The sequence below is a fragment of the Ochrobactrum sp. Marseille-Q0166 genome (assembly GCF_014397025.1).
Taxonomy (GTDB): Bacteria; Pseudomonadota; Alphaproteobacteria; order Rhizobiales; family Rhizobiaceae; genus Brucella.
On the sequence record NZ_JACJUO010000001.1, the window covers coordinates 1,713,748 to 1,733,232 of the forward strand.

Sequence of the window (19,485 nt, forward strand, 5' to 3'; positions counted from 1 at the left end):
CCCTCTTCAAATAGGCCAATCCAAGCAACTTATTGCGTTACAAAGCAGCTGCCGCCCGCCGTCTTGAAACGACCGCAAAGAGCATTGGCTTCTTCTTTCGAGCCAGCCTGAACACGAACGCGGTAATAAGTGCCCTTGTTTGGAATATCAGCCCGCTTGATATCGACCGCACGACCGCCGATTACGCTTCCATAACGCTGAGCCATATTGGCATAAGACTTCTGAGCCAGTTCGGCAGATGGCTGCGAAGCAATCTGAATGAAATAGCCCCCACCTGCAGCCGATGCGACCTGAGGTGCAGCGACAGCCGCCTGAGCAGGTGCCTGTGTACGCTGTGGAACATTGCCAACAATTGTCGTTGGCTGTTCAGCTGGTCTCGAAGGAACAACAGGCGCGCGGACAGGTGTTACAGGAGTCTGTGTTACCGGCTGAGTGGCCGGCGTATTGGCAACAGGTTGCTTTAGCTCACCGCCAGCAGCAAGTGCTGCAATTTCATCTGTTTCTGCTGGCGGCGCAATCGGCGCATCATTATTCGCAGATGCGACGGGCGCTGTCTGTTGGGGTGCCGTCTGAGCCGGTTGCTGCGCCTGAACGATCGAACCGTCCGGACGCACAATCATCGTTTCCACCTCGCGTGGCTGGATCAAAGGTGAGTCTTGTCCGGATTGAGATGGCGTTGTACCGGCCAGATTTGGCTCAGGGCTATCATCCGTACCCACTTCATTGTCCTGCGCGCCCAGATCAACAGGTTCTTCACCTGCTGAAATAAGCGACTTCTGTTCTGGATTGTTGGGCAACGTACCTGCAACCCGATCGTAAACTGCCTTGTCCTGATTAGGAACAGTTGCACCGCCCGGATTTTCGGGCTGCATCTTTATTGGTTGATTGTCTGCGCGAATCACGACGGGTTCCCCCGATCCGCTACCACCAAGGAAATGATAACCAATGCCACCGATGAGAACGGCCAGACCCGCGACACTTGCAAGGATCAGGCCACGACGCCCGCGAACAGGGCGATTGCGATAGGCTTCAGCAGCAACACCAAGATCGTCTTCTGGCTGCATGCCGGCACGCGTGCCAAATTCGCCGCCTTCCATGGTTTGCGCACCTTGCGCTGCCCAATGATTATAAAAATCATCGCTACTACCGGAAGTTTTCTGAGGCGCTGTCGACTGCACTGTTGGATTGGCGCGCCCGTAGGCAACCGTTGCTGCCGCTGCGCCGAGGCCAAGTGCCGCTCCGGTCGCTACACCACCATTCGGCAAATAAGACGATGCGCTTTCACGGAAAATATCTTCAAAAGCCTTGTCGGCTTCGCTCTGCACCTCAGCCTTGGAAGTCGATTCTTCAACGTCAATGGTGCTGAAGACTTCAGCGAATTCGGCTTCCAGATCATTCAGCGATGCGTTTGAATCGTCATCACCATAACTGACTTCAGGCAAATCAAGCGAGTGGGTTTGTTCAACCTTACCTTCAGCGACACTCAAAGTTTCAATTTCAGGCGCAGGAGCTGCGAAAGCCGAACGCTGGTCTGCGTAATTGCCAAAAGTTGGCGCTGATGGACGCTGCTCTTCGTCGCTATAGGTCGCGTGAGCATAGGCTGGCTGGCTAACAGACTCTTCTTCCGCTTCAGCTTCCAGATCGAAGTCCTCATCCGTAAAGAAGACGTCTTCGGTAAATGTTGCTGCTGCTTCTGCGGTTACGGCAGAAGCCGACTCCCCTGATGGCTCAAATCCGAAGTCATCATCGCCGAACGAAATTTCTTCCAGCCCCGAAAGATCATCGTCAGTGGACTCTGCGACTGCAGGCACAACATCTGTGTCATCTGCGAGTGAAAAATCATCACCAAAGGAGAAATCATCCTCGAATTCAGACTGTTCTGATTCGTATTCCGCGGCCTGCGGTACTGACTCAGGAGATAATGCCCCCGTCGTTGCGGCACCGGCAGCAAAATTGCTCAGCGTATAATGCGGGTGAGCCGGAGCATCTTGTTGAGACGATGTTTCAGAATGATCGCCCGCCTGCACATAGCTCATTGGAGACTCTACCGGCGCATAAGCCTGCGGTTCTTCCGACGAAAAATCGTCGAATGCTGGCTCAGCATAGGCAGGCCCTTCCACGACATCAGCATCGAAATGAGAGCCATAGTTTGCATACTGTTGTGGCTCGCCCTGCGGAACGGATCGATAATCTGGTTCGGGTTCCGACACAGTCTGAGGCTCATCACCGAACAACAAGCTTTCCAGTTCGTCCTCAAGAGAAAGCGCATGATGCGCAGGTTCTATCGACTGAGAAGGCTCAAACGTTGTTGCTGATGGGATTTCCCATTGGTTGACATCCAGACTGTCGGCCGATTCATTTGCCGGATATCTGGCAGTTTCTCCCGTATATGGATCAGAAAAAGCCGTTTCAGATGCCTGATATTCGGACACTGGGAAGCTCGAATGGCTCTGCTCGGAAGCTGCAACACTTGCGTTTGCCGCATACACATCCGGGTGAATATCTTCGTAAGCTGTACGCGCTTCGGAATAATCGTTGTAGTCGAACTGCGGCACGGGTTCCGCGCGGTCTGCTTCTACAAATTCGAAAGATTGCGCAGAAACGGCTGGTTCATTTGAATCCAATTGAAAATCGAATTCTTCTTCAAGGGCAGAAGCCAGATTGTCTTCATTCAAGACAGGCTCTTCATTCTGATAAGAATTCGTCGAAAATGGAACCGTGTATTGTTGCGGTTCAGCTTCATTGCCAAAATCACCCAGCAACTCACGCTCAAGATCAAACGATAGTTCACTATCACCAGAATCAAAATTTGGCTCAGACCTGAAGTCGCCGCGATAATCGTTCTGGGGAATGTTGGTATCAGCAGACGCGCCGAAGTCCATGATCCTTGATAGTTCCATCAGCGGATCATCTTCGTGCAGCGGACGATCGCCGTAATTACGGGAATTAGCACTGCTGTCCGTCATGGTGTGTTCCTAACTCAAACCCTGGACGTCGTAAGACGTTTCAATACATCACATTTTAGCGAGGCAATGTGGGCAAAAGTTGACGGAAGTTACCTGCGCCTTATGGAAGGTCGACAACTTACCATGCCGTCGATCTTCCATCTTTTCGACTTATCATCACCCACTCAACACTGACGTTGAACTTGCGAGTGATCAATTCGTCTTAGCGCATTTCCGTTGGAGCATCCGCACCGATAATCGTCAAACCAGAAGTAAGAACATCGGAAACGACCTGCACCAGCCCTAGCCTTGCTAGAGACAATTCTGGATCGTTAACCTTAATAAAACGTAAGTCTGGGTTTTCTGTACCCTTATTCCATTGCGAATGCAGCGCGCTGGCAAGGTCATAAAGGTAAAAAGCAAGGCGATGTGGCTCTTGATGGCTCGCAGCAGATTCGATCAGACGTGGATATTCCGCAAGCTTGCGGATGAGCGCGATTTCGCTCTCATCAGTTAGCTTGTGAAGATGTGCGCCCAGTGAAACACGGTCCAGATCACTCAGGCCCAGCTGATCAACTGCCTGACGGAAGACAGAGTGGCAGCGTGCGGAAGCATATTGCACGTAGAAGACCGGATTGTCTTTCGACTGCTCTGTTACCTTTGCAAAATCGAAATCGAGCGGCGCATCGTTCTTCCGGTAAAGCATCATGAAACGGACAGGATCACGACCCACTTCATCGACCACATCGCGCAGCGTGATGAACTCGCCCGAACGTTTCGACATACGGACCGGTTCGCCGTCGCGGAACAGCTTGACCAACTGGCAAAGCAACACAGTCAGCTTTGCTTTGCCGTCGGAAACCGCGCGCGCTACAGCTTCAAGGCGCTTGACGTAGCCGCCATGATCTGCGCCTAGCACATAGATCATCTCATTGAAACCACGGTCATATTTGTCTTTGAAATAGGCGACATCGGCAGCAAAATAGGTGAAAGAACCGTCCGATTTCATCAGCGGACGATCGATATCGTCCCCTACTTCCGTCGACCGGAACAAGGTCTGCTCGCGATCTTCCCACTCTTCAGGCAGTTGGCCCTTTGGTGGTGGAAGTTTGCCCTTATAGACATGGCCTTTGAGTGTCAGGTCGTTGATTGCGGCCCGGATCGCGCGTGCATGGTCTGCATGCAGTGTGCGTTCAGAATAGAATACGTCATGATGAACATTGAGTGCCTCAAGATCAGCACGAATCATCGCCATCATCGCGTTGATAGTGCGCTCCTTGACGAGCACAAGCGCTTCTTCGTCCGGCATTTCCAGAAGCGTCTTGCCAAACTCTTTGGCGAGCGCCTCCCCAACCGGCACCAGATAATCGCCCGGATAAAGGCCCGCAGGAATTTCACCGATGTTTTCGCCCAGCGCTTCGCGATAACGCAACATCGCAGAACTGGCGAGTACATCAATCTGTGCGCCCGCATCATTGATGTAGTATTCTTTGGTGACGTCAAAGCCTGCAAATTTCAGCAAATTTGCAAGAACGTCGCCCACAACAGCACCGCGACAATGGCCAACATGCATCGGGCCGGTCGGATTCGCTGAAACATATTCGACATTGACCTTGGTGCCATTGCCCAACTTCGAGCGACCAAAATCAGTCGCTTCATTGAGCATCCCCTGCAGCTCACGCTGCCAGTAAGCATCTTTCAGGCGCAGATTGATAAAGCCGGGGCCCGCGACATCAACCGTTGCAACGTCAGCATCAGCCTTCAGCGCATCGGCAATAGCAGCTGCAAGCTCACGGGGATTCTGACCAACAGCCTTGGAAAGCACCATTGCGGCATTGGTTGCAATATCACCATGCGATGCGTCGCGCGGTGGTTCTACGCTGATACGCGACAAATCGAGATCGCCGCCATCTTTCGTTTTCAGATCAATATCTTGCAACGTTTTTTTGATACGTGCGTCGAAATCTGCAAAGATATTCATGGTCCGTCCTGTCAGGCGTCCGTCCGGCTGAAGTTGTGCATTCCGGCCTTAGCTCTTCAAAAAAATATCAGCAGCACCAACGCATTTCAGCATCGGCACCTGCTTCGTTACGCCCCCGATTAAGCTAAATCGGGTGTGTGGTCAAACAATCGTCGGTGTTCGCGCATGGCATAATTGTCAGTCATGCCTGCCAGATAATCGGCAACGCGGCGTGCGCGGCCTGCGTCATCAAGCGTTTCCATGCCTGATTGCCACTCGGCAGGCATGATCGACGGCTTTTCAAATGAAATATCAAACAGGTCTTGAACGATTTTATCGGCAGCATGCCTGCGAACCACAACACTGTCGTGAAAGTAGAGGTTCTTGAACAAAAAGCGTTTCAGAACTTTTTCTTCATCCCGCATTTCATCCGAGAAGCTCACGAGCGCGCGTGGCTGCGAATGGACCTCTTCAACGCTTCGTGGATTTGCGCTCGTGATACGGCGCTGGGATTCCGCAATCACGTCCTCAACCATGATCGTGATCTGCCGACGCACCAGTTCATGTCCGGTACGTACGGCATCAAGAGCAGGATAACGCGCTCTGACGATATCAAGCAACCGTTTGGTCAGCGGCACTGCGTCAAGCGCCCCAAGTGTCAACAGACCAGAACGCAGACCATCATCGATATCATGGGCATTATAAGCTATATCATCGGCGATTGCTGCGCATTGCGCCTCAAGACTTGCAAAGCGCGACAGTTCGAGATCATAGCGCTCATTGAAATCAAGAATGGGTTGTGGAACAGGCCCATCGTTATGAGACGCAAATTGACCAAGTAGCGGTCCATTGTGCTTAACCAGCCCTTCGAGCGTTTCCCATGAGAGGTTCAGACCGTCAAAATCAGCATAGCGATGCTCAAGCTTTGTTACGATGCGCAGAGACTGCGCATTATGATCAAAGCCGCCGTAAGGTTGCATCCGCTCATTGAGCGCATCTTCGCCAGTATGGCCGAACGGCGTGTGGCCAAAATCATGAACAAGGGCAACAGCTTCGGCCAGATCCTCATCGAGCCGCAGGGCACGCGCTAGCGCACGCGCAATCTGCGCCACTTCGATCGTGTGGGTTAGACGGGTGCGGTAATGATCGCCCTCATGTGCGATAAAAACCTGTGTCTTATGCTTAAGACGACGAAAAGCGGTGGAATGAATAATTCTATCGCGATCCCGCTGAAAGGGTGTGCGTGTTGCGCTTTCCGGCTCTGATACCAACCGCCCACGGCTCAAGGTCGGATTGCAGGCATAGGGCGCCCGTTCGCGATAGCCGAAGCCAATTCCTTCAAGTTGCCCTATTCCTTCAGCAGACATTGCGATGCATTCCTCACTGTAATATGATTACGCAAATCTCGTGCGGACATTGACTTCCGCACGTTGCGTTCATAGCTATCAGCTAAACATGAAGGCAAGTATGCGTTTGTCGTAAATCTGGACAATTCCAACTCGGCACTCGCAATTGCAAGCGGAACAAGGCAGATGACAGGCATTACCGTTTCTGAATCCGCAGCCAGGCGGATTGCAAAAATTATCGGTTCCGAACCGGGAAAGACAGCGCTTCGCGTTTCGGTCGAAGGCGGCGGCTGTTCCGGCTTCTCTTACAAATACGATCTCGTAGATGACCAATCCGACGATGACATCGTGATTGAAAAGCTCGGTGCCAGGGTGCTGATCGATTCAATTTCTGTGCCGTATATGGACGGATCGGAAATCGACTTTGTTGACGATCTGATGGGTCAATCCTTCCAGATACGCAACCCGAACGCCACGGCATCATGCGGTTGCGGCACAAGCTTCGCGATCTGATAAAGGGAAACTGGTTGAATAAGCCGGCTCCAGTTGGACTGGAGCCGGCTTTTTTTATCAGGCTTTAACAGAAGAGACCGTCGCGTCGATGTGATCGACCAGCGCATCCGGCAGGCCAAGACGCCCAGCCAGCATATCGAGATAACCGCGCTCTGCGCGGCTGTCCGGATCAATGGTCAGGCGCGATGCTGTGTAAAGCTCAACCTTTTGTTCTTCGGTTTTTGCGGCTGCGACAAGCGCATCAATATCTATCGGGTCAGCCAATTCTTTCTCAAAAAATGCTTCGGCCTCATTATCGAGACCCGAAATCTGAACCTTCTCCATGATGCGCGCACGTTCCGCGTCATCAATATGGCCGTCTGCCTTGGCAGCTGCAATCATCGCCTGAATGAGTGTAAGCGCGAAAGAGTTGCTCATTGCGGGAGATTGCGGATGAAAAGGAGAATCGGCTGGCGGCGGAAGCAATTCCGGCTCTTTTGCTGTGGGCTGTTCTGCCGCCTGCGGCGACTGGCCGGATTTATAATTCTTATAGGCGAGATAACCAAGGCCGGCGATTGCAGCGATACCGCCAGCGGTCGCTACATTACCGGCAAGCTTGCGTCCGGTTTTTGTGCCTAAAATTGCAGCCGCTATTGCCCCCGTAGCCAAAGGGTTTTTCTTCGCGAGATCGGTGGCCTGCCCTGCTTTGTCACGAACGCTTCCTGACATGCCCGGAATTTGCGATCCCAGAAACTGATCGAGAAGCTTTTTGGCGTCGAACATACATATCTCCTGTTTGGCTACGATTTTATGGAGATAGGAATGGGACAGCGGCAATACAAATCCCGAGCAAAGAAAACTGAGCATGGCTGCAATTTCTGTGGTGGAGAGTGGGCAGCGCTTGCCCTCGCCTCGTCTTCCGCCTAATCATTTGTACATGAAAATCGCGACATGGAACATTAATGGCGTCAAGGCGCGTATCGAAAACCTTCAGCATTGGTTGAAGGAATCGTCGCCTGACATCGCTTGCCTTCAGGAAATCAAGTCAGTGGACGATCAGTTCCCACGGCTCGAGATCGAAGCACTCGGCTATCACGTCGAAACGCATGGCCAAAAAGGGTTTAACGGCGTCGCGATCCTCTCGAAAAAATCTCCTGAGGAAGTCAATCGCGGCCTTCCCGGCGATGATGACGATGAACAAGCTCGTTTTATCGAAGCCGTTTTTTCGACGGATAGTGGCGTTTTGCGCGTCGTGTCACTTTATCTGCCAAATGGCAATCCAATTGATACGGAGAAGTTTCCGTACAAGCTTTCTTGGATGCAGCGCCTCGAAGTGTGGGCAAAAAGCAGACTTGCATTGGAAGAGCCGCTTGTTCTTGCAGGTGACTACAATGTTATTCCCGAACCCTATGATGCGAAAAATCCGCAACAATGGCTGGGCGACGCGCTGTTTCAGCCCCAATCACGTCAAGCATTCCGCCGATTGGAAAATCTGGGCTTCACCGAGGCAGTCAGGGCTGCAACGGATGATGAAGGTGTTTATACATTCTGGGATTATCAGGCCGGTGCCTGGCAGAAAAACAACGGTATCCGCATCGATCATCTGATGCTGTCGCCGGAAGCTGCCAACCACTTTGTTTCAACTGACATCGAAAAGCATGTCAGAGCATGGGAAAAGCCGTCAGACCATGTGCCTGTCATGGTAACACTATCCGTCTGATCATCAGGCGGATTTAAAAAAATCAGAAATCGCCCTTGGCAGCCATATTGCTGGAAAGTGCAACTGCGTTGCGGCGATCAGCTTCACCGGCAATCGAAAACGCCTGTTCCTGCATATCGCGTATCCAAGCGCAATCCTCTGTCGGGCAACGCTCAAAGGCTGCGGTCAGCAGCGCAAGGCCACGGACGGTTTTGCCAGCCTGGAAAAGCATATTGCCCAGCATGGCTTGCGCACTGGCATTTCCCTTCTTGGCGGAAAGCTGGAACCAACGTGCAGCCTGCATGGGATTAGGCTCTCCGCCCTCTCCATCAAGAAGCATCTTGCCAAGCTCGAACTGCGCTGCAGGATCGCCAAAATTCGACGCAGCCTGCACATAGAGGTTACGCGCAAACTTGGGATTGGATTTAACCGGAGAGCCAGGAATGCCGCTCTTCACATAACCGGCAAGTGCAACGAGTGCATCAGCGACATAAGGTTCGTTCTCAGAGCCCGGTTCAGCTCCATCACGGACAATCTTTTCGAAAATCTGATAGGCTTCGTAGTCATTCTCAGTCACGCCATCGCCATCGGCATACATGCGTGCGAGCTTCCACTTGGCACCCTGATGACCCCGATCAGCAGCATAACGCAGCGCCTTGATGGCCTCATCCTTATGACCGCTCTTATAAGCAGAAAAACCAAACTTGAAGAGTTCAAACGGGCTGCGCGATTTCTCGGAGTCATCGTTCAAATCAAAGGCAGAGGCGCTGTTGCAGACAATGGCTAAGCCAAGTGCCGCAGCGATGAGGGGATATGAAAAACTGCGGACACGCATCACAACGCTGGTCTTTCACAATTATCGGAAGTTAATGGCATAAGTGGCATCGTGCATTGAATTTTAGTCAACACTGAGACGCGATTTTGGCGGAAAAAAGCTGCGCCACCAAGACCTGCCGATGTTGAAGATACGACGGCATCACTGCGTCGAGAAAACGGATCGTTGCCAAGCAATGCGTCTTTCTTCATTTCAACCTGCTCAATGGGAACTTAATCGCCCCAAAAGTGTTTATCAGCTTTTTGCCTTCCCTATCCGGTGACGAGTCTTTGTGGCGGGAAGTGGGCAAAATAGATCCCCCAATCCTATAGCCTAAAGCAATGATAGAGACTGTTGCTAAATCAACACAAAATAAAATGTTGTGAGCTTCATTTGATGAGCAAAGCGTGCTTCCAAATGTGATAGCTTTCCCAAAGCGTGATCATGGGCCGTGTTTAGAATTCAAGACGAGGACAAGAAAATGGCCCGCAGGCGGCGCGATTATAAGCGTTCCTACGCATCAAAAAGGCGAAAGAATACACGAAATATCCGTAGTATCCTTTTGACTTTGCTAATATTTTTAGCACTCATAGTCATCATCATCTCGCTGCCGGAAAATCGACAACAAGGAGATACCCTGACTGGCCCCGTTTATGTCATTGACGGTGACACGGTTGTTTTGAACAAGGTTCATATTCGCCTGGCAGGAATAGACGCACCGGAAATGCAGCAGAGTTGCCAAGTTGATCACCGTGATTACTTTTGCGGCAAAGATGCCCGAAAAGCTTTGCTTGGCGAGATCAATGGCAGAACGATTCGATGTGAAACGCTGGGGCTCGACAAATATGAACGCACTTTGGGGACATGTTATCTTAACGAGACAAACCTCAATCAGTGGATGGTTGAACAGGGCTGGGCCGTTTCATACGGCGGTTATCACGAAGAGGAAGCTATCGCTCGTCGGGACAAACGCGGGATATGGGCAGGTCGCTTTGAAACACCGCGTCGTTGGCGAGAAGACCATCAGAAGCCGGATACGGAACCAGAATCCGGGCATCACGCGGGATCATCCGATATAATCAGCGACATGATTTATTACATCAAGAACCATATTATGGATCTGCTGAATGCAATCAGGTCGGGAGCTTTGCCGAAACAATGAAAAATATTCACGCGTTGAGGCAGTCTATACAGACATGCCGCATTTGTCGCGATATGCCTCTGTTCCTACCGCCTTTGCCACATGAACCCAATCCGGTCTGTATAATTTCAAATACTCCACGCATCGCCATATGTGGGCAAGCACCCGGGATTCGCGTTCATAATACATCCCTGCCATTTAACGACCCTTCCGGTGATCGCCTGCGACATTGGCTCGGCACTACACGCGAAGAATTTTATGATCCTGCGCTTTTCGCGATCGTACCGATGGGGTTTTGCTTTCCCGGTTATGACAAGCATGGCGGCGATCTTCCTCCGCGCCGCGAATGTCGGCAAACGTGGCACGATCGCGTTTTCGCCTCTATGCCACAGCTCGAATTCATCCTGGTCGTCGGTCAATATGCGATGGCATATCATCTGCCACAATCGCGCAAAACCAATCTCACTGAAACGGTTCGTAATTGGCGCAGCTTTATGGAATCGACAAATGCTGCAGGTCGAACCGTTTTGCCGCTTCCTCATCCTTCGTGGCGCAACAGTGGCTGGCTAAAGCGAAATCCATGGTTTGATGCAGAAGTGGTGCCTGCTTTGCAGAAAAGAGTACGCAAACTCATTAATACGGGAAATAATTTTTAGAACCGCCATTCTCAACAGAATAATTTTCCTGTAATTTGGAGCGAATGCAAAGGATAAGGTATTAAGTTCCCCACATCCACCGGCTTCGGGAAACCGTTTCTAATATCGGGATAATAAACGCATGGACAGGCTAGACAGAAAGATTCTGCGCTTATTGCAGGAAGACGCAACACTGGCGGTAGCTGATGTCGCAAAGAAGGTTGGCCTATCCACAACCCCTTGCTGGCGCCGTATCCAGAAGCTTGAGGAAGATGGCGTTATCAAACGCCGGGTCGCCATCCTCGATCCTGTACGCATCAATGCACGGGTAACGGTATTTGTTTCTGTGCGCACCAGCTCTCACAGCAATGAATGGCTGAAACGCTTCTCGGAAGTTGTGCAGGAATTTCCAGAAGTCATCGAGTTTTATCGCATGAGCGGTGATGTCGATTATTTGTTGCGTGTGGCCGTACCTGACATTGCTGCCTATGACGCGTTTTATAAGCGACTGATCAGCAAAATTGAAATTCGCGATGTGTCTTCATCTTTTGCGATGGAGCAGATCAAGTACACGACCGAGCTGCCGCTGGATTACATGGTGCTCGACAAAGAAAACAATTAAATACGCATTGCCACAAAAAAGCCCGGAAAACTCCGGGCTTTTTTGTGTTCATTTTGTGGAACCTGTGACGCCAGCCTGTTCAAATGTTGCCATTCCACTGTGGCAGAGCGCTGCTGCCTTAACAATACCGGCGGCAATCGCTGCCCCCGTCCCCTCGCCAAGACGCATTCCGAGATCAAGAAGCGGCTTCTTGCCCATCTTCTCCAGAAGCAGTTTGTGACCCGGCTCGGCCGAAACATGACCGAACAGGCAATGGTCAAGCGCTGTCGGATTTGCCGCATAAAGAACTGCAGCGGCCGCACTTGCCACAAAGCCATCAACGATAACGGGAATCTTTTCCATGCGCGCTGCCAGAATTGCACCTGCCATAGCTGCCAATTCGCGGCCACCAAGGCGACGCAAAACTTCCAGCGGATCCTTGAGGTGATCCTGATGCAGGTTAACTGCTGCGCGCACTGCTGCAAGCTTGCGCTGCAACAATTCACCTGTTGAACCAGTACCCGGCCCAACCCAATCTTCAGCAGCGCCACCAAAAAGTGCGAGTGCAATTGCAGCGGCTATCGTTGTGTTGCCAATCCCCATTTCGCCAATGCATAACAGATCGGTCCCGCCAGCGATTCCTTCCATCCCGAAAGCCATGGTTGCTGCACAAGTGCGTTCATCCATCGCGGCTTCCTCGGTGATGTCTCCTGTCGGATGCTCGAGGGCGAGATCGAACACCTTGAGACCGAGATCATATGCGATACAGAGCTGATTTATTGCGGCACCACCTGCTGCAAAATTCTCAACCATCTGTGCGGTAACACTGGAAGGAAATGGTGTGATATTCTTTGCGGTCACACCATGGTTTGCTGCAAAAACGGCTACCAGCGGACGATTAATCTGCGGAATCGATTTGCCAGTCCATGCTGCAAGCCAAGCAGCAATCTCTTCCAGTTGGCCAAGCGAACCAGCAGGCTTTGTCAATGCCGATTCCCGTTCGCGCACCGCTGCTTCAGCACCAAGATCAGGTCCCGGCAGATTACGGATAAGTTCACGAAAATCGTCAAAAGGAAGGCCACTGGCGCTCATATCGTCTGGTCCAATCAAGCAATGGAGGATGCAAAACTATTTTGCACGTCCTATAAGCACTTACGGAATTTTTCAAATCACCTCTTTGCGCCAAGCTTATAATGGCTGCAAATATCTCTTTCGACACCTGTTGTTCTCAAGGCGGAGCAAGCACTTGCAGCGAAATAGCTTTATAACAGACACAGTTCGCTCTCTGGGCTTCCTCAGCCGACTGCCGCTTCCGCACAACTGGTTAAAAGACACTGATGCTTCTCAGGGCGATTCGCTTAAACAAAGTCTTCGTGCATTTCCATTAGCGGGCGCTATCCTCGGTCTGCTTGCAGCTATCGTTCTTCTCATATCAAACGAACTGAACTTGCCAGCGCTTGTTTCCAGCCTCATGGCCGTGGGTGCACTCGCCGCTATGACAGGTGCGCTCCATGAGGACGGTTTGGGCGATACAGCGGACGGATTTTTCGGCGCAACCAAACGAGAGCGACGCCTCGAAATAATGAAAGACTCGCGTATTGGCACCTTTGCAGCCATGACGCTTATCATCTGGACTGGTCTTAAAGTCGCTCTGCTGGCTGCAATTATCGAACGTGCTGGGCCGTGTTACGCGGCTCTCGCCCTTGTCGGAACAGAGGCCGCAAGCCGAGCAGCGATGCTTGCCATCTGGTATGGCCTTCCATCTGCACGTCCCGGCGGCCTTTCCGACAATCTGGGACAGCCCAGCTGGGAAAGCGTTGTCTGCGGCTGTTCGCTCGGCCTCTTCATACTGGCAATAACCAGCATACCTGTTGCAGGCTTTGCAGGCTTTGTGAAAACATTGTTTTTCAGCGTTGTATTAGTGTTAGCTTTTGCGAAGCTCTGCATATCCAAGATTGGCGGACAAACAGGCGACACACTGGGAGCCACGCAACAGATTTGCGCTCTCACCGTGCTGTTTGGTCTTGTCAGCGGACTTTGATGAAACCACATTGTCTGCATGAACATGGCAACAATTGAATCTCCATGTATTCTGGTATGCGTGATAGACCACCACTCGGGCTTTTGCTTGGGCTGTGCGCGAACGCTTGAAGAAATCGCCACATGGTCCGCCATGGACAACGGTGCACGGCGGACAGTGATGGCGCTTTTACCAGCGCGCCATGAAAAAATGAAAAAGAAAGAAGACTGATGGGGCGTTTGTTCTGGATCGTAATTGCAGCAATCGCGGTCGTCATCTTGCTGCTGATGGCCAACAACGAGAGCGGTACAACACTCGGCCTCGCCAATGATGCCTTTGGCCAAGCTGCGTATATGGGCATATGGGGTGTTGTACTGGCGGCGGGCATACTCGGTTCCGGTATCAGGCTTAGTGATTTTGCGCGCAACATGGCCGTTTGGGCTGTGATTATTCTGGCTCTGGTTGCAGCTTATCAATATCGCTATGAACTTCAGGATGTGGGCAGCCGAATAACCGCCGGCCTTATTCCCGGAAGTCCTATTTCGGGTCGCGCGTTGGATGGTTCTTTAACGGTCACGCTTGCCAAGTCTGCCAATGGGCACTTTGAAGTAAATGGCCGAGTTAATGGTGCGCGTGTATATTTCCTCGTTGATACAGGTGCATCATCGGTCGTTCTCTCCCAAGAAGACGCTGAACGTGCAGGAATAGATACATCGTCACTCGTTTATAATGTGCCGATAAACACTGCCAATGGCAGAGCAAGCGCTGCAAGCGTCACCATCACAAACTTACAGATTGGCGACATCGAACGCCAGAACATCCGCGCCATGGTTACGCAGGAAGGTCTGATGACCGGCAGTCTGCTCGGCATGAATTTCCTGCAAACACTGGGCGGTTTCAGTGTGCGCGGCGATCAACTGATTATGATGGATTGATCGGGGCAATCCCCAAAAGTATTAAACGGTTTTAAGAAAAGATGCGCCCAATATTAAGCTGCCTCAGCGCTGGCTTCCATGACAGACGCGTAAGCTTGACGCAGCAAATTACTATTAGCATCGGGCTTTGACGCATCGGTCGAGAGCATCTGACGCCAGCGGCGCGCGCCGGGTTGCCCAGTAAACAAGCCGATCATATGACGGCTAACATGCGAGAGCTTGCCACCGTCGCCAATATGCCTATCGACATATTCGCACATGGCATCAAGAACGTCCGCTATATCTATGGATTTTTCCTCGCTTCCATAAATCAGTCGATCAACGTCCGCGAGTAATGCCGGGTTGTGATAAGCGGCACGTCCCAGCATGACCCCATCAACGTTTCGGAGATGCGACACCGCCTCATTCAGAGACACTATGCCACCATTTATGCCGACGAAAGAATTATCAATGCGCTGCTTCAAGCGATAAACACGATCATAATCTAGCGGCGGAATATCTCGATTTTCTTTGGGCGAAAGGCCTTTCAGCCATGCTTTGCGGGCGTGGACCCAAAGCGCATCCGCTCCAGCGTTCAGCACCTGATCGGCAACGGCATTGAGTGCCACTTCCGGGTCCTGATCGTCGACGCCAATCCGGCATTTGACAGTGACAGGCACTGAAACGACTTCTTTCATGGCCGCAACGCAGCGTGCAACCACGTCCGGCGTCAACATCAAGCACGCTCCGAACGTCCCCGACTGTACCCGATCGGACGGACAACCAACATTAAGATTGACTTCATCATAACCATAGCTTTCGCCGATACGTGCTGCTTCCTGCAATTTGATAGGATCAGAACCACCTAGCTGCAAAGCAATCGGGTGCTCCATCGCATCAAAGCCCAGCAAACGTTCGCGCGGGCCATGGATTGCAGCATCAGCGACAACCATTTCAGTGTAAAGCAATGCACGCTTTGAAAACAGGCGATGAAAATATCTGCAATGGCGATCAGACCAATCGAGCATCGGAGCCACAGAGAACCGATGATCAGGATAATTGCTATTTTTATTTTTAATTTCAGTCATTTAAACAACTATCTCGAGAATGCGATTCATGGAGGCCTGACAGCTTGGCGTAGATCGCTGTGTTTCAAGCGGCGCAAAAAGCCACAAACAAGGTCAATGATCAAGTTTTCATACCGCGAAGGCTACTAAATCATCGATTACTGTGACTTTCACGCTTTTTAGGCCTTAAGATCGCTATAAGCGATTCTTAATACTAAATTCGAGGGCCTCATTTTGACCGACCTGTCCCCCTTTAATAAGCCATTCGATGCATTTTTGTTTGACATGGATGGTACCGTTCTAAGTTCTATTGCTGCAACCGAACGCGTTTGGGGGCAATGGGCTACCCGCCACGGCATTGATCCTGTAACTTTCGTTCCCACTATTCATGGTGTGCGTGCCGTCGATACTGTGCGCAGGCTCGGCCTGCCACATCTCGACCCTGATACCGAAGCTAAAATTCTGCTTGATGCTGAAATGGCGGATCTGGACGGTATCGTTCCGATTGAAGGGGCACTCGATTTTCTAAGCGCATTACCGAAGGATCGTTGGGCGATCGTTACTTCTGCACCCATTGCACTTGCACGGCTTCGTCTGGCGGCTGCCGGTATCCCGCTACCGGAAATTATTGTTTCTGCTGAAGATGTAGAAAGAGGCAAACCAAGTCCGGAATGCTTCCAGTTGGGCGCAAAGCGACTTGGTTTTGATCCGCATAATTGTCTGGTGTTTGAAGATGCGCCAGCGGGAATTGTTGCAGGAGAAACCGCTGGCGCTCACGTTGTTGTTGTGACCGCTACACATCCGCACTCCCCGGAAACGGCTCACAGGAGCATCAACAGCTATAATGAACTCAAGCTGTCTGTTGATGCCGATACAGGAGTTTTGTCGCTGACCGACGCCTCTATCTGATAATTAGTGAGGGATGCGCGTGTTAAATCACGCGCCGCCCTTCCCGCCAAACGGTGCGGATAATCGGCACATGCTCTGCGATCTGCACACGCACAATATCGCCGCGCTTGCCAATGGAAATGTCTCCGCGATCTTCGAGACCAACGGCCTTTGCCGGGTTCGCTGAAACAAATCTGATGGCTTGCGGTAAAGTGATTTCTTCCATCACTTCGGCCATAAAAAACGCAGCCTGCATCATGCTTGCCGGGATATAATCTGACGAAATAATATCAAGATAGCCAGATCCAGCGAGTTCGCGGGCCGAAACATTACCCGAATGAGAGCCGCCGCGCACAACATTCGGGGCGCCCATCAGCACAGACATTCCGGATTCTTTCGATGCCTTTGCGGCCATAACGGTCGTTGGAAATTCAGCAACACGAATGCCTTGCAAAGATGCTTCTGCAACATGATCCGTCGTTGCATCATCGTGACTGGCAAGAACAATTCCCCGTGCGTTGCAGGCACTGGCAATCGCCGTCCGATTGGATGCCGAATAGTGTTGCGACTGTCCCATACGTTTTTCGCAATAGCGGATAAACTCTTCTTCCGAGACCTTTAGCTTGCTCATGTAGTAAAGCTTATATGTCTCAATATCAGTAAACTGGCGCTGGCCCGGCGCGTGATCCATCAAAGAAACAAGCCTGACCAGTGGATGTACACCAAAGCGTTCAAAAGCACTCAGGCAATCAGGGGCCGAAACCTCGCAACGCAAATGCAGAAAGTGATCGGCGCGTAGCCGACCGGCTTCACGTCCTTCTGCAATAGCCGATGAAAGCTTGCGCATATCCTCAATGCCAGTGGCAGCTTCCTCATCAAAACCGATCCGCAGAGCATCAAAAACCGTAGTAATGCCGGAAGCTGCAATCTGCGCATCATGCGCCTGCACTGCGGCAATCGGGTTCCAGCGCACTTTGGGGCGCGGTGCATAATGGCCTTCCAGGTGGTCAGTATGCAGCTCAACCAATCCAGGCGTCAGAAAATCGCCCTCCATATCCTCTCCATTTACGGACGACCCAGAAGCGACATCAACAATAACGCCATCAACAATTTTTATTGCACCGTTGATTACCTCATCCTGCAACACGATATTCGCATTTTTTAGAACTGTTTCGGCAGTCATTTTTCAAGGTCTCCCCACGGCTCTCGAAGACCGCACCGACACCTTATTACCACCCGACAGTGGATGCAGCGAATGGATCTCGAATGGCGCCCCTTTTTCAGGTTCAACAAACAAAGCAAGATTGGCGACTTCGACCTGATCTTCGAGAACAGGAGCAAAAAAGTCGTTAAGTGCCCGCTCGACCTGAGGACGTTGCTTTTCTTCCACAGGCCCAGTCAATGTCATATGAAAACGGAACTCATCAAATACATACGGATAACCCCAGCGATCCAGATTACGTCTCTGTGTATCGCTTAAACGCTCAGGGCAACGTTTGGCGATTTCTTTATCGCGCAGAGGTGCACGAAAACGGTCAAACGATACAACAATATCATTGGCTAGCTGGTTGAGCTCAGCCACAGGCTCTTCGGGGACCAGTGCGAAAAATGGGCCGATACCTTGAATTTTAAGGCGCGGAATAACGAAGGGCGCAGTTGACGAAGCAAAATACATAAGCGCGGAAAGCAAGTCGCTTTCCTGAAACCCTTCATCAAGCCTGAACGGTGCTTTCAATGTCCCATGAAAACCATATCGCCGCGGCTCTTCGGTCAGCAGTGCGATGTCTTCTGCCCGAAGCGTGCGAATCGCAGGAAGTTTTACAGCCTCTCCACTAAACGCACTGCGCCCCAGCCAATTTGCAGCCACTTTCACAAGTGCATCACCCGAAGGCGGCGTGAAATAGATCGCGTAACGCATATTGATTCCCCTTTTCGCAGGATGCTTACACGCGGAATGTGGCAAGTCGATAAAGGCAGGCTAAATCAGGATTTTACATCAGAGGAAATTCGTATAGGCGTAGTTTTGAATAGCTGTGAGGAGGTAACTATGGGTGGTTTTGCGTCAATTGGTGAATGCATGATCGAACTGTCGGGAAGCGGCGATGATCAGTGGCGGATGGGCTTTGCCGGAGACACCCTGAACACTGCCTGGTACATGCGCGCCCTGACAGAACCATCCTATGCAGTAGAATATGTCAGCGCTTTTGGCGAAGATGATTTTTCCCAGCAACAACGCGCATTCCTTGCTTCAAACGGAATCGGTACAGCAAACAGTCCAGTTATCAAAGGCGCTCATCCCGGCCTCTATGCGATTACGCTCAACGGCGCCGAGCGTTCCTTCACCTATTGGCGCAACGATGCCGCGGCAAAGCGGCTTGCCAGCGACAAAGACGCGCTGAAAGCCAGCCTCGCCGGGCGTGATATGATTTATTTTTCCGGGATTTCAGTGGGAATCGTATTTCCGGAGCATCGTGAGACACTATTCGAGGTATTGCGTGAGTGCCGTGCAAATGGCGCACGCATTGCTTTCGATCCAAATTTCAGGCACCAGCTCTGGCCAGACCGGGAAGTGGCAAAGAAAATTATCAGCGACGCCATGCGCATTGCCGATATTGCGCTACCGACATTTCCGGATGAGCAAGCCCTTTTCGGCGATGAAACAGCACAAGCCTGTGCAGACCGACTGGCGGGGCTTGGTGTCAAAGAAATTATCGTGAAGGACGGAACCGAACCGGCGCTGGTCGTTGCTGATGGCAACAAGACACTCGTGCCTTCGGTCAAAGCCAATGCAGTGGATACGACAGGTGCTGGCGACAGCTTTAACGGTGGTTATCTGGCTGCGCGACTGCACGGCCTCTCGCCTGTGGAAGCAGCAACGAAAGCACATACCGTTGCCGCCCGAGTGGTTGAAGTTCGCGGCGCGCTGGCTCCGATGGAAACTGCACGCGCCGCTTATCTTTAAG

At 51.6% G+C, this 19,485-nt stretch carries 20 protein-coding genes; 10 read left to right on the plus strand and 10 right to left on the minus strand.

Annotated features, from left to right (window positions below):
• Nucleotides 1-29: 29 nt before the first annotated feature.
• The 3 genes from H5024_RS08150 to H5024_RS08160 all read right to left on the minus strand — a co-directional run bounded on the left by H5024_RS08150 (nt 30) and on the right by H5024_RS08160 (nt 6,272).
• Nucleotides 30-2,966 carry an SPOR domain-containing protein gene (locus H5024_RS08150; protein WP_187545240.1) on the minus strand — a complete coding sequence of 979 codons (2,937 nt, stop codon included), beginning with the start codon at nt 2,964-2,966 and terminating at the stop codon, nt 30-32.
• 202 nt (nt 2,967-3,168) lie between these two features.
• Nucleotides 3,169-4,926: an arginine--tRNA ligase gene (gene argS / locus H5024_RS08155; RefSeq protein ID WP_187545243.1), complete on the minus strand. Its 1,758-nt coding sequence runs from the start codon at nt 4,924-4,926 to the stop codon at nt 3,169-3,171.
• A 119-nt stretch (nt 4,927-5,045) separates the two neighbouring features.
• Nucleotides 5,046-6,272 carry a deoxyguanosinetriphosphate triphosphohydrolase gene (locus H5024_RS08160; RefSeq protein ID WP_187545247.1) on the minus strand — a complete coding sequence of 409 codons (1,227 nt, stop codon included), beginning with the start codon at nt 6,270-6,272 and terminating at the stop codon, nt 5,046-5,048.
• Between the two features lie 165 nt (nt 6,273-6,437).
• Here H5024_RS08160 and erpA point away from each other — a divergent pair, with 165 nt between their 5' ends.
• A complete protein-coding gene (gene erpA, locus H5024_RS08165) occupies nt 6,438-6,764 on the plus strand; it encodes an iron-sulfur cluster insertion protein ErpA (RefSeq protein ID WP_187545249.1) in 327 nt (108 codons plus the stop codon).
• A 57-nt stretch (nt 6,765-6,821) separates the two neighbouring features.
• Here erpA and H5024_RS08170 read toward each other — a convergent pair whose 3' ends face one another.
• Nucleotides 6,822-7,526, minus strand: coding sequence for a tellurite resistance TerB family protein (locus H5024_RS08170; protein ID WP_187545252.1), 705 nt, complete (start codon nt 7,524-7,526; stop codon nt 6,822-6,824).
• A gap of 154 nt (nt 7,527-7,680) precedes the next feature.
• Between H5024_RS08170 and xth the strand changes: the two genes are divergently transcribed.
• Entirely contained in the window at nt 7,681-8,463 is a 783-nt protein-coding gene (xth, locus tag H5024_RS08175) for an exodeoxyribonuclease III (RefSeq protein WP_187546705.1), read from the plus strand.
• Between the two features lie 22 nt (nt 8,464-8,485).
• Here the strand turns inward: xth and H5024_RS08180 are convergent, their stop codons facing one another.
• Both H5024_RS08180 and H5024_RS08185 read right to left on the minus strand, forming a co-directional pair.
• Nucleotides 8,486-9,277, minus strand: coding sequence for a tetratricopeptide repeat protein (locus H5024_RS08180; protein WP_187545254.1), 792 nt, complete (start codon nt 9,275-9,277; stop codon nt 8,486-8,488).
• On the minus strand, nt 9,277-9,468 hold the full coding sequence (locus tag H5024_RS08185; RefSeq protein ID WP_187545257.1) for a hypothetical protein: 192 nt from the start codon (nt 9,466-9,468) through the stop codon (nt 9,277-9,279). Before H5024_RS08185 ends, H5024_RS08180 begins: the two co-directional genes overlap by 1 nt.
• A gap of 269 nt (nt 9,469-9,737) precedes the next feature.
• Between H5024_RS08185 and H5024_RS08190 the strand changes: the two genes are divergently transcribed.
• From H5024_RS08190 to H5024_RS08200, 3 genes are all read left to right on the plus strand, one after another.
• Nucleotides 9,738-10,418, plus strand: coding sequence for a thermonuclease family protein (locus H5024_RS08190; protein WP_187545260.1), 681 nt, complete (start codon nt 9,738-9,740; stop codon nt 10,416-10,418).
• Entirely contained in the window at nt 10,415-11,053 is a 639-nt protein-coding gene (locus H5024_RS08195) for a uracil-DNA glycosylase family protein (protein WP_187545262.1), read from the plus strand. Before H5024_RS08190 ends, H5024_RS08195 begins: the two co-directional genes overlap by 4 nt.
• 121 nt (nt 11,054-11,174) lie before the next feature.
• Nucleotides 11,175-11,654, plus strand: a complete 480-nt coding sequence (locus H5024_RS08200; RefSeq protein ID WP_187545265.1) for an Lrp/AsnC family transcriptional regulator — start codon at nt 11,175-11,177, stop codon at nt 11,652-11,654.
• Nucleotides 11,655-11,702: 48 nt separating this feature from the next.
• Here the strand turns inward: H5024_RS08200 and cobT are convergent, their stop codons facing one another.
• Nucleotides 11,703-12,725, minus strand: coding sequence for a nicotinate-nucleotide--dimethylbenzimidazole phosphoribosyltransferase (cobT, locus tag H5024_RS08205; protein ID WP_187545268.1), 1,023 nt, complete (start codon nt 12,723-12,725; stop codon nt 11,703-11,705).
• Nucleotides 12,726-12,879: 154 nt separating this feature from the next.
• Between cobT and H5024_RS08210 the strand changes: the two genes are divergently transcribed.
• The 3 genes from H5024_RS08210 to H5024_RS08220 are packed head-to-tail and all read left to right on the plus strand — an operon-like array spanning nt 12,880 to nt 14,588.
• Nucleotides 12,880-13,674, plus strand: a complete 795-nt coding sequence (locus tag H5024_RS08210; protein ID WP_187545270.1) for an adenosylcobinamide-GDP ribazoletransferase — start codon at nt 12,880-12,882, stop codon at nt 13,672-13,674.
• A gap of 18 nt (nt 13,675-13,692) precedes the next feature.
• Nucleotides 13,693-13,884, plus strand: coding sequence for a DUF1289 domain-containing protein (locus H5024_RS08215; protein ID WP_187545273.1), 192 nt, complete (start codon nt 13,693-13,695; stop codon nt 13,882-13,884).
• Complete coding sequence (locus tag H5024_RS08220; protein ID WP_187545276.1) at nt 13,884-14,588, plus strand: TIGR02281 family clan AA aspartic protease; 705 nt, start codon at nt 13,884-13,886, stop codon at nt 14,586-14,588. Before H5024_RS08215 ends, H5024_RS08220 begins: the two co-directional genes overlap by 1 nt.
• Nucleotides 14,589-14,641: 53 nt before the next feature.
• Here the strand turns inward: H5024_RS08220 and dusA are convergent, their stop codons facing one another.
• Complete coding sequence (gene dusA, locus H5024_RS08225) at nt 14,642-15,655, minus strand: tRNA dihydrouridine(20/20a) synthase DusA (RefSeq protein WP_187545278.1); 1,014 nt, start codon at nt 15,653-15,655, stop codon at nt 14,642-14,644.
• 213 nt (nt 15,656-15,868) lie between these two features.
• On the opposite strand from dusA, the gene H5024_RS08230 reads away from it, so the two are divergent.
• On the plus strand, nt 15,869-16,543 hold the full coding sequence (locus tag H5024_RS08230; RefSeq protein WP_187545280.1) for an HAD-IA family hydrolase: 675 nt from the start codon (nt 15,869-15,871) through the stop codon (nt 16,541-16,543).
• 22 nt (nt 16,544-16,565) lie between these two features.
• Here H5024_RS08230 and H5024_RS08235 read toward each other — a convergent pair whose 3' ends face one another.
• Nucleotides 16,566-17,705, minus strand: a complete 1,140-nt coding sequence (locus tag H5024_RS08235; protein ID WP_187545283.1) for an alpha-D-ribose 1-methylphosphonate 5-triphosphate diphosphatase — start codon at nt 17,703-17,705, stop codon at nt 16,566-16,568.
• A gap of 3 nt (nt 17,706-17,708) precedes the next feature.
• Entirely contained in the window at nt 17,709-18,440 is a 732-nt protein-coding gene (locus H5024_RS08240; protein ID WP_187545285.1) for a DUF1045 domain-containing protein, read from the minus strand.
• A 129-nt stretch (nt 18,441-18,569) separates the two neighbouring features.
• Between H5024_RS08240 and H5024_RS08245 the strand changes: the two genes are divergently transcribed.
• Nucleotides 18,570-19,484, plus strand: a complete 915-nt coding sequence (locus H5024_RS08245; protein ID WP_187545287.1) for a sugar kinase — start codon at nt 18,570-18,572, stop codon at nt 19,482-19,484.
• Nucleotide 19,485 lies beyond the last annotated feature (1 nt).

What these genes read in the sequence shown, in the direction of transcription:
- H5024_RS08150 (WP_187545240.1), bottom strand. Translation starts at nt 2,966, where the DNA reads ATGACGGACAGCAGTGCTAATTCCCGTAATTACGGCGATCGTCCGCTG.
- argS (WP_187545243.1), bottom strand. Translation starts at nt 4,926, where the DNA reads ATGAATATCTTTGCAGATTTCGACGCACGTATCAAAAAAACGTTGCAA.
- H5024_RS08160 (WP_187545247.1), bottom strand. Translation starts at nt 6,272, where the DNA reads ATGTCTGCTGAAGGAATAGGGCAACTTGAAGGAATTGGCTTCGGCTAT.
- erpA (WP_187545249.1), top strand. Translation starts at nt 6,438, where the DNA reads ATGACAGGCATTACCGTTTCTGAATCCGCAGCCAGGCGGATTGCAAAA.
- H5024_RS08170 (WP_187545252.1), bottom strand. Translation starts at nt 7,526, where the DNA reads ATGTTCGACGCCAAAAAGCTTCTCGATCAGTTTCTGGGATCGCAAATT.
- xth (WP_187546705.1), top strand. Translation starts at nt 7,681, where the DNA reads ATGAAAATCGCGACATGGAACATTAATGGCGTCAAGGCGCGTATCGAA.
- H5024_RS08180 (WP_187545254.1), bottom strand. Translation starts at nt 9,277, where the DNA reads ATGCGTGTCCGCAGTTTTTCATATCCCCTCATCGCTGCGGCACTTGGC.
- H5024_RS08185 (WP_187545257.1), bottom strand. Translation starts at nt 9,468, where the DNA reads ATGAAGAAAGACGCATTGCTTGGCAACGATCCGTTTTCTCGACGCAGT.
- H5024_RS08190 (WP_187545260.1), top strand. Translation starts at nt 9,738, where the DNA reads ATGGCCCGCAGGCGGCGCGATTATAAGCGTTCCTACGCATCAAAAAGG.
- H5024_RS08195 (WP_187545262.1), top strand. Translation starts at nt 10,415, where the DNA reads ATGAAAAATATTCACGCGTTGAGGCAGTCTATACAGACATGCCGCATT.
- H5024_RS08200 (WP_187545265.1), top strand. Translation starts at nt 11,175, where the DNA reads ATGGACAGGCTAGACAGAAAGATTCTGCGCTTATTGCAGGAAGACGCA.
- cobT (WP_187545268.1), bottom strand. Translation starts at nt 12,725, where the DNA reads ATGAGCGCCAGTGGCCTTCCTTTTGACGATTTTCGTGAACTTATCCGT.
- H5024_RS08215 (WP_187545273.1), top strand. Translation starts at nt 13,693, where the DNA reads ATGAACATGGCAACAATTGAATCTCCATGTATTCTGGTATGCGTGATA.
- H5024_RS08220 (WP_187545276.1), top strand. Translation starts at nt 13,884, where the DNA reads ATGGGGCGTTTGTTCTGGATCGTAATTGCAGCAATCGCGGTCGTCATC.
- dusA (WP_187545278.1), bottom strand. Translation starts at nt 15,655, where the DNA reads ATGACTGAAATTAAAAATAAAAATAGCAATTATCCTGATCATCGGTTC.
- H5024_RS08235 (WP_187545283.1), bottom strand. Translation starts at nt 17,705, where the DNA reads ATGACTGCCGAAACAGTTCTAAAAAATGCGAATATCGTGTTGCAGGAT.
- H5024_RS08240 (WP_187545285.1), bottom strand. Translation starts at nt 18,440, where the DNA reads ATGCGTTACGCGATCTATTTCACGCCGCCTTCGGGTGATGCACTTGTG.
- H5024_RS08245 (WP_187545287.1), top strand. Translation starts at nt 18,570, where the DNA reads ATGGGTGGTTTTGCGTCAATTGGTGAATGCATGATCGAACTGTCGGGA.